At 71.2% G+C, this 7,387-nt stretch carries 9 protein-coding genes; 6 read left to right on the top strand and 3 right to left on the bottom strand.

What is annotated here, in order from left to right; all coding sequences use genetic code 11:
- From A612_RS10395 to folK, 4 genes are all read left to right on the top strand, one after another.
- Positions 1–294: HdaA/DnaA family protein (locus tag A612_RS10395; RefSeq protein ID WP_019374424.1), on the top strand; the 294-nt coding region annotated here is incomplete at its 5' end.
- Positions 295–340: 46 nt separating this feature from the next.
- Complete coding sequence (locus tag A612_RS10390) at positions 341–1,051, top strand: histidinol-phosphatase (protein ID WP_019374423.1); 711 nt, start codon at positions 341–343, stop codon at positions 1,049–1,051.
- Complete coding sequence (gene pcnB, locus A612_RS10385; RefSeq protein ID WP_019374422.1) at positions 1,048–2,679, top strand: polynucleotide adenylyltransferase PcnB; 1,632 nt, start codon at positions 1,048–1,050, stop codon at positions 2,677–2,679. Before A612_RS10390 ends, pcnB begins: the two co-directional genes overlap by 4 nt.
- Entirely contained in the window at positions 2,676–3,179 is a 504-nt protein-coding gene (gene folK, locus A612_RS10380; RefSeq protein ID WP_019374421.1) for a 2-amino-4-hydroxy-6-hydroxymethyldihydropteridine diphosphokinase, read from the top strand. Before pcnB ends, folK begins: the two co-directional genes overlap by 4 nt.
- A 16-nt stretch (positions 3,180–3,195) precedes the next feature.
- On the opposite strand, the gene A612_RS10375 is transcribed toward folK, so the two are convergent.
- Positions 3,196–4,173, bottom strand: a complete 978-nt coding sequence (locus A612_RS10375; RefSeq protein ID WP_019374420.1) for a Bug family tripartite tricarboxylate transporter substrate binding protein — start codon at positions 4,171–4,173, stop codon at positions 3,196–3,198.
- Positions 4,174–4,316: 143 nt separating this feature from the next.
- Between A612_RS10375 and A612_RS10370 the strand changes: the two genes are divergently transcribed.
- Complete coding sequence (locus A612_RS10370) at positions 4,317–4,673, top strand: four-helix bundle copper-binding protein (RefSeq protein WP_019374419.1); 357 nt, start codon at positions 4,317–4,319, stop codon at positions 4,671–4,673.
- A gap of 21 nt (positions 4,674–4,694) precedes the next feature.
- On the opposite strand, the gene A612_RS10365 is transcribed toward A612_RS10370, so the two are convergent.
- A complete protein-coding gene (locus A612_RS10365) occupies positions 4,695–5,747 on the bottom strand; it encodes a CDP-6-deoxy-delta-3,4-glucoseen reductase (protein WP_019374418.1) in 1,053 nt (350 codons plus the stop codon).
- Positions 5,748–5,854: 107 nt separating this feature from the next.
- On the opposite strand from A612_RS10365, the gene A612_RS10360 reads away from it, so the two are divergent.
- Positions 5,855–6,805, top strand: coding sequence for an NAD-dependent epimerase/dehydratase family protein (locus A612_RS10360; RefSeq protein ID WP_040436598.1), 951 nt, complete (start codon positions 5,855–5,857; stop codon positions 6,803–6,805).
- Here the strand turns inward: A612_RS10360 and A612_RS10355 are convergent.
- Positions 6,793–7,387, bottom strand: a 595-nt coding sequence (locus A612_RS10355) for a DUF4124 domain-containing protein (protein ID WP_019374416.1), incomplete at its 5' end; no start/stop codon positions are given. The two genes, A612_RS10360 and A612_RS10355, sit on opposite strands and share 13 nt — an antisense overlap.

Genomic DNA, 7,387 nt, shown 5'->3' with positions numbered 1-7,387 from the left:
GAGCTGCCGCCGGCCGACCTGCCGCTGAGGGAGGACCTGCGCTCGCGGCTCGCCTGGGGCCATGTGTTCCAGCTGCAGCCGCTCACCGAGCCGGCGCGCCGCGCGGTACTGCAGCAGCAGGCGCGTGCGCGCGGCCTGGCGCTGTCGGCGGAGGTGGTGGACTATATGCTCAGCCACTTCTCGCGCGACCTGGGCAGCCTCAGCGGCCTGCTCGACCGCCTCGACGGCTTCGCCCTGCGCACGCAGCGCGCCGTCACCGTGCCGCTGCTCAAAGCCATGCTGCAGGGCGAATGACCCTGGGTGCCCGTCCTGCCCGTCTTCCGAATCTTGCAGATCCTTCATGCCCCCTGATATCTCTTCGCAGCGCCCCCGTCTGGCCCTGTTCGACCTGGACCACACGCTGCTGCCGCTCGACTCGGACTACGAGTGGGGCGAGTTCACCATCCGGCTGGGCTGGTGCGACCGCGCCGAGTTCGGCCGGCGCAACCAGGCCTTCTACGAGGACTACCTTGCCGGGCGGCTGGATGTGCACGACTACGTGCGTTTCGCCACCGAGGCCGTGTGCCGCCAGGGGCCCGAGGCCGCGGCGGCGGCGCACGCGCAGTTCATGCGCGAGGTGATCGCGCCGGCCATCCGCGAGGAGGCGCTGGCCCTGCTGCGCGGGCACCGCGACGCCGGCGACGAGGTCGTGATCATCACGGCGACCAACGAGTTCGTGACGCGGCCCATTGCCGAGGCGCTGGGCGTCGAGCACCTGCTTGCCGTGGAGCTCGAGCGCGGTGCCGATGGCTGGTACACCGGCGCGATCCGCGGCACGCCCTCCATGCGCGAAGGCAAGGTCGAGCGCATGGCGCAATGGCTGGCGGCGCGCGGCCAAGGCTGGGAGGACGTGGAGAGCACCTTCTACAGCGATTCCCTGAACGACGTGCCGCTGCTGGAGCGGGTGGACCACCCGGTCGCCACCAACCCGGACCCGCGCCTGCGCGCCCTGGCACAAGAGCGCGGCTGGCGCATTCTCGATCTCTTTCCCGCACCCCTTCCCACACCATGATCAAGACCTTCATCGACAAGCTGCTGGGCAAGGGCGCCTCGGCATCGGGGGGCGCAGGGCGCCGGCGCTTCGGCAAGCGCGAGGAGGTGCCGGCCAGCGTGCACGGCATCGACCCGCAGCTGGTGGACCGGCGTGCCTTCGAGGTGGTGCGCACGCTCAAGGAGGCTGGCTACCAGGCGTACATCGTCGGCGGCGCGGTGCGCGACCTGCTGCTGGGCCTCAAGCCCAAGGATTTCGACGTCGCGACCGACGCCACGCCCGAGGAGGTGAAAGCGCTGTTTCGCCGGGCCTTCATCATCGGCAAGCGCTTTCGCATCGTGCACGTGGTGTTCGGCCGCGGGCGCGAGCACGACGTGGTGGAGGTCTCCACCTTTCGCGCCTACCTGGACAACAGCGCCGCCGAACAGGTTGCCGGCAACGAGCGCACCAGCAAGGCCCAGCTGGCCGGCATGCAGCACGCGGTGGACGCCAGCGGCCGCGTGCTGCGCGACAACGTCTGGGGCCCACAGGAGGAGGACGCGGCGCGGCGCGACTTCACCGTGAACGCCATGTACTACGACCCGGAGACGCAGGTCGTGGTGGACTACCACAAGGGCATCCAGGACGCGCACAAGCGCGTGCTGCGCATGATCGGCGACCCGGCGTCGCGCTACCGCGAGGACCCGGTGCGCATCATTCGCGCCGTGCGCTTCGCAGCCAAGCTGAGCCACCTGGGCTTCACGCTCGATCCGAAGACGGCGCGGCCGCTGGTGGAGTGCGAGCCGCTGCTGCGGGACGTGCCGCAGAGCCGGCTGTTCGACGAGATGCTCAAGCTGCTGCAGACGGGCCATGCGCTCGCGACCATCGAGCAGCTCAAGAAGCTGGGGCTGGAGAAGGGCATCTACCCGCTGCTGGACATCGTGGTCGAGCGCGCCGGGGATCCGCTGGTGCACGCGGCGCTGGCCGACACCGACCGCCGCGTGAGCGAGGGCAAGGCGGTGGCGCCGAGTTTCCTGCTGGCCTGCGTGCTGTGGCAGGACGTGGAATCGGGCTGGCAGCGGCGCCTGGAGGAGGGGGAGCACGCCTTCCCGGCGCTGCAGGGCGCCATCGACGAGGTCTTCGAGCGGCGCATCGGCGACGTCTCGGGGCGCGGCAAGCTGGCCGCCGACATGCGCGAGATCTGGGTCATGCAGCCGCGCTTCGACAAGCGTTCGGGCAACACGCCCTACAGCATGGTGGCGCACATCCGCTTTCGCGCGGGCTTCGACTTCTTTCGCCTGCGCGCCGACATCGGCGACGTGGCCGACGGTCTGGTCGAATGGTGGCAGGAGTTTTACGTGACCGACGACGCGCGCCGCCAGGACCTGCTGGCACAGGTGCGCGAAGAGCAGCGCCGCCAGCAGCGCGCGCAACAGCAGCAGAAGAAGGGGCAGGGCGCAGTGCATCGCGTGGCGCCTGCCAGGCGCGCACAAGAGCCGTCCGCAGCTCCGTCGGCGCCGGACGGCGAACCCGCCGACATGGAAAGCAGCGGCGACGCCCCGGCCAAGAAGCGCCGCCGGCGCCGGCGCAAGAGCAGTGCGCACGGCGACGCCGGCGCGGAAGGCCGCCCCACGGATGGCGACGGCAACTCGGGCGGCGACGCCGCATGAGCCAGCCGGTCGAGGCCTGGATCGGCCTCGGGGCCAACCTCGGTGATGCGCGCGCCGCCTTGCGCAGCGCGGTGCAGGCAATGGATGGCCTGCAGGCTACGCGGGTGCTGCAGGTTTCCTCGCTCTACCGCAGCGCACCCGTGGACGCGGGCGGCCCGGATTACCTGAACGCGGTGGTGCAGTTGCGCACGGAGCTGCCGGCCTTGGAGCTCCTGCGGGGGCTGCAGGAGCTGGAGCACGGCGCCGGGCGCGAACGCCCCTACCGCAACGCCCCGCGCACGCTGGACCTGGACATCCTGCTCTATGGCGACGAGCGCCACGACACGCCCGAATTGTGCGTGCCGCACCCGCGCATGCTGCAGCGCGCCTTCGTGCTGCGGCCGCTCGCCGAACTGGCGCCCGGCCTGGTGACGACCGGGCAGCTGGAGGCTGTGGCGCAGCAGCGCATCGAAGCGGTGGCCAGCGCCGCGCAGTGGCTGCACGCGCCCGGCAGTAGTTGAGACCCTGGGCGCGGGGTCAGTCCACCTTCGCGCCGGAGGCCTTGACCAGTTGCTGGTACTTGGCGCGCTCGGCCGCCATGAAGGCATCGAATTGCTCGGGCGTGGTGGGCACCGGCTCGGCCATCAGCGTGTCGAAGCGCGTCTTGGTCTCGGGCGCCTTGAGCGCGTCGGTGAAGGCCTTGTTGAGCTTGTCGATGACCGGCTTGGGCGTGCCCGCGGGCGCCACCAGGCCCCACCAGGTGTCGATGGCAAAGCCCGGGAAGCTCTCCGACAGCGGCGGCACGCCCGGCAGCATGGGGCTGGCCTGCTCGGAGGTCACGGCCAGGGCCTTGAGCTTGCCGGCGCGGATGTTGGGCGCGGCGGCCGCCAGATTGTCAATGTTGAAATCCACCTCGCCCGACAGCAGGGCGAGCTGGGCGGGGCTGGCGCCGCGGTAGGGGATGTGCAGGGCGTAGATGCCGGCCTTTTGCTTGAACATCTCGCCCGCCAGGTGGCCGGCGCTGCCGTTGCCGCCGCTGCCGTAGTTCAGCTTGGCGGGGTTGGCCTTGGCGTAGGCCACCAGGTCGGCGACGGTGTTGATCCTGAGCTGTGCGGCGCGCTCGGCGTTCACCACCAGCACGTTCGGCACGCGCACCATTTGCGTGATGCCGGCGAAGTCCTTGGCGGCATCGTAGGGCATGCGGCTGTAGAGCCAGGGATTGACGGCGTGCGTGGCCGTGGCGGCCAGCCCGATGGTCAGCCCGTCCGGCGCGGCCTTGGCCACCACGTCGGCACCGATGTTGCCGCCGGCGCCGGCCTTGTTGTCCACCACCACGGTGCCCAGCGAGTCGCGCACGCGCTCGGCCAGCGCGCGGGCCGTGATGTCGAGCGGGCCGCCCGGGGCGTAGGGCACCACCAGACGGATCGGCGCCGACTGCTGAGCGTGCAGGGTGGGGGAGGTGGTGGCGGCCGCTGCGGCCGCGAAGGAGATGAGGAGGAGGTTTCTGCGTTTCATAACCCGCGCATTGTGCAAAAAATTGTGCGCCTGGGTTGCGCCCGGTGCTGGCAGTGGTTCCAAAGGTGTCCTACAGGCAGGGTGGGGCACTGTCTTCAGGATGGATTGAATCCGTGTTTTCCCTCCACCCTGAAAGGATCTCCATGGCTTCCACCGCTCTCCACCGCCTCGCCGATTCGCGCTACGCCGCCTGCATCGAGGCCTGCAACACCTGCGCTGCCACCTGTGATTTCTGCGCCGCTGCCTGCCTGCGCGAAGACGACGTGCAGCACATGGTCAAGTGCATCGCGCTCGACATGGAGTGCGCCGACATGTGCCGCCTGGCTGCCGCCGCCATGGCGCGCGACAGCGCCCACGTGGGCTACATCTGCGAACTGTGCGCGCGCATCTGCGAGGCCTGTGCCCAGGAATGCAGGTCACACGATCACCCGCACTGCCAGGATTGCGCCCAGGCCTGCCAGCGCTGCGCCGACCTGTGCCGCGAGATGGCGGCCGCCTGAGGCGCCGGCCCGCCGGGGCGTTCAGTCGCCGAGCTTGTCGGCTTCCGAGGTGAAGGCGTCGGCGAAGAATTCCTCGTCCGGCAGCCCGCGCTCGCCACAATAGCTGGCACGCGCGGCGTCGACCACCACCGGCGCGCCGCAGGCATAGACCTGGTGGCCCGACAGGTCGGCGAAGTCGTCCAGCACGGCCTGGTGCACGAAGCCGGTGCGCCCGCTCCAGCCGTCCTCGGCGAGCGCGTCGGAGACCACCGGCACATAGCTCAGGTTCGGCATCTGCGCAGCCATCTCGCGCAACCAGGCGTCCAGGTAGAGGTCGCCCGGGCGGCGCACACCCCAATACAGGGCCACGCGCCGGTCGATGCCCTTGTGGCGCATATGCTCGAGCAGCGCCTTGATGGGCGCCATGCCGGTGCCCGATGCCAGGAAAACCAGGGGCTTGTCCGAGTCCTCGCGCAGGAAGAAGCTGCCGAAGGGGCCTTCCACGCGCAGGATTTCCTTTTCCTTCATGGCGCCGAACACGTGGTCGGTGAAGCGCCCGCCCGGCATGTGGCGGATGTGCAGCTCCACGCCCGGAGCGGCCTCCTGCGTGTGGGGCGCATTCGCCATGGAGTAGGCGCGGCGCGCACCGTCCTTGAGGATGAACTCGATGTACTGGCCGGCGTGGTAGCGGAACGCATCGCTGGCCGGCAGCTGCAGGCGCACGCGCATGACGTCGTGCGTGAGCCGCTCCAGCGCCTGTACGCGCACCGGCAGTTTGCGCACCGGGTAGTTGCTCTCGTCCGTGACCTGGCGCGATTCCAGCACCACGTCGGTCAGCGCGCGCGCCGAGCAGGTCAGCACGAAGCCGGCCGCCTCCTCGGCCTCGCTCAGCGCCTTTTGCTGGTGCGGACCGTGCTCCACGGAGCCGCTGAGCTTGCGGCACTTGCAGGAGCCACAGGCGCCGTCCTTGCAGCCGTAGGGCAGGCCGATGCCGCTGCGGATGGCGGCGGCGAGGAGGGTTTCGCCCTCCTGGACTGCGAAGGTGCGGCCGCTGGGCTGCACCGTGACCTGGTGGGCGGATGCTGCTGGGTTCATGGATTGGCTATCCTTGGGCGTTCGGTGCTGCGGCCGCCAGCGTCTCCCGAGGCGCCGAGCCGCGGCCGTGGCGCCGCAATGTATGCTGGTTCTGGAAAGTCCCGATTTTGCCCTCCAACCCATATCCCCTTGGCGCGTTGCCGGCGCGCTTTCGGCGCCAGCGCCTGCTGATCGTCGGCTGCGGCGACATCGGACTGCGCGTGGCGCGGCTGTTGGGCGGCGCTTCCCGTGCGGGGGGGCGCCTGCGGCTGCTGGCGTTGACTTCCAGCGGCGAGCGGGTGCCCGTGTTGCGCGCGGCGGGGGTGCTGCCGCTGCGCGGCGACCTGGACGAGCCTGCCAGCTTGGCCCGGCTGGGCGGGCTGGCGCAGCGCGTGCTGCATCTGGCGCCGCCGCCTGCTGAAGGGGCGGGCCCGGCAGCGTGGTGGCTGGATCCGCGCAGCACGGCGCTTGCGCGCGCGTTGCGACGCCGCAGTCCGCCAGCGGCACTGGTCTATGCCTCGACCACCGGGGTGTATGGCGATTGCCAGGGTGCATGGGTTACCGAGACCCGCCCGCTGCGCCCGGTGACCGCCCGTGCCCAGCGCCGGGCCAATGCGGAGCGCGCCATGCGCCACCTGGGCCGGGGCGCGGTGCGGGTGAGCATCCTGCGCGTGCCGGGCATCTACGCTGGCGACCGGCCCGGTGGAACGCCGCGTGCGCGGCTGGCGCAGGGCCTGCCCACCCTGCGCGCCGAGGACGATGTGTTCACCAACCACATCCATGCGGATGACCTGGCGCGCGCCTGCCTGCTGGCCCTGTGGCGCGGCCGGGCGCAGCGCGCCTACAACATTGCCGATGCGAGCGCCATGAAGCTGGGGGAGTACCTGGATTTCGCTGCCGATCTCTACGGCCTGCCGCGCCCGCCGCGCATGGCGCGTGCTCGGCTGCAGGAGCGGCTGACGCCGGCGCGGATGGGTTTCCTCGGGGAGTCGCGCCGCCTGGTCACGCGGCGGATGGAGCAGGAGCTGCGCCTGCGGCTGCGATGGCCGACGGTGCGCGAAGGGCTTCAGCGCGGGTAGGCGTTGCCCTGGCGGTCGTAGCAGCGAAAGACGTTGCAGTGGCTGATCTCGGGCCGCGGCGGCGGAGGCCGCGGGCGAAGGGGCGGGCGCTGCGGGTGGCCAGGGACCACGATGACGGGGGAAGCGGCGGCGGCCGGTGCGGGGCGGGGGCGCTGCGCCTCGAGCCGGGCAAGTTCGGCGGGCGACAGGCAGGCCAGCTCCCGGCGCCGCTGCGCCTGGTCGAGCAGCAACGCATCGTCGTACAGGCTGGGGTCGGCCCGGGCCTGCAATTGCAGCAGCTCCTGATGGGCCTGGCGGCAGGCGGCGGATTCGGCAGGCGAGGCCGGCGGCGCAGAGCCTGCCAGGGGGCGCAGGTCGTCGCGGGCGTGCTGGGCCTCGCGCTCGGCGGCCTCGCGCTGGCGACGCTCTTGCTTGCGCGCCAGTGCCTGCCGGGCCTGCTCCTCCTGCAGCGCAAGCTCCGCGGCGCTCTTGCGGGCCTCCACCTCATGGGCGGCAGCGCCGCGCGGGCAGCTTGCGTCGGTGTAGGTGACGCGGCCGGTGGCGGGATCGGTGCAGCGCAGCACCTGCGCCGACAGCGGCAGG

The organism is Melaminivora alkalimesophila (genome assembly GCF_000282995.1).
Classification (GTDB): Bacteria; Pseudomonadota; Gammaproteobacteria; order Burkholderiales; family Burkholderiaceae_C; genus Melaminivora; species Melaminivora alkalimesophila.
Note: the sequence above shows the minus strand (reverse complement) of the source record. Positions and strands in the feature narration are given on the sequence as shown.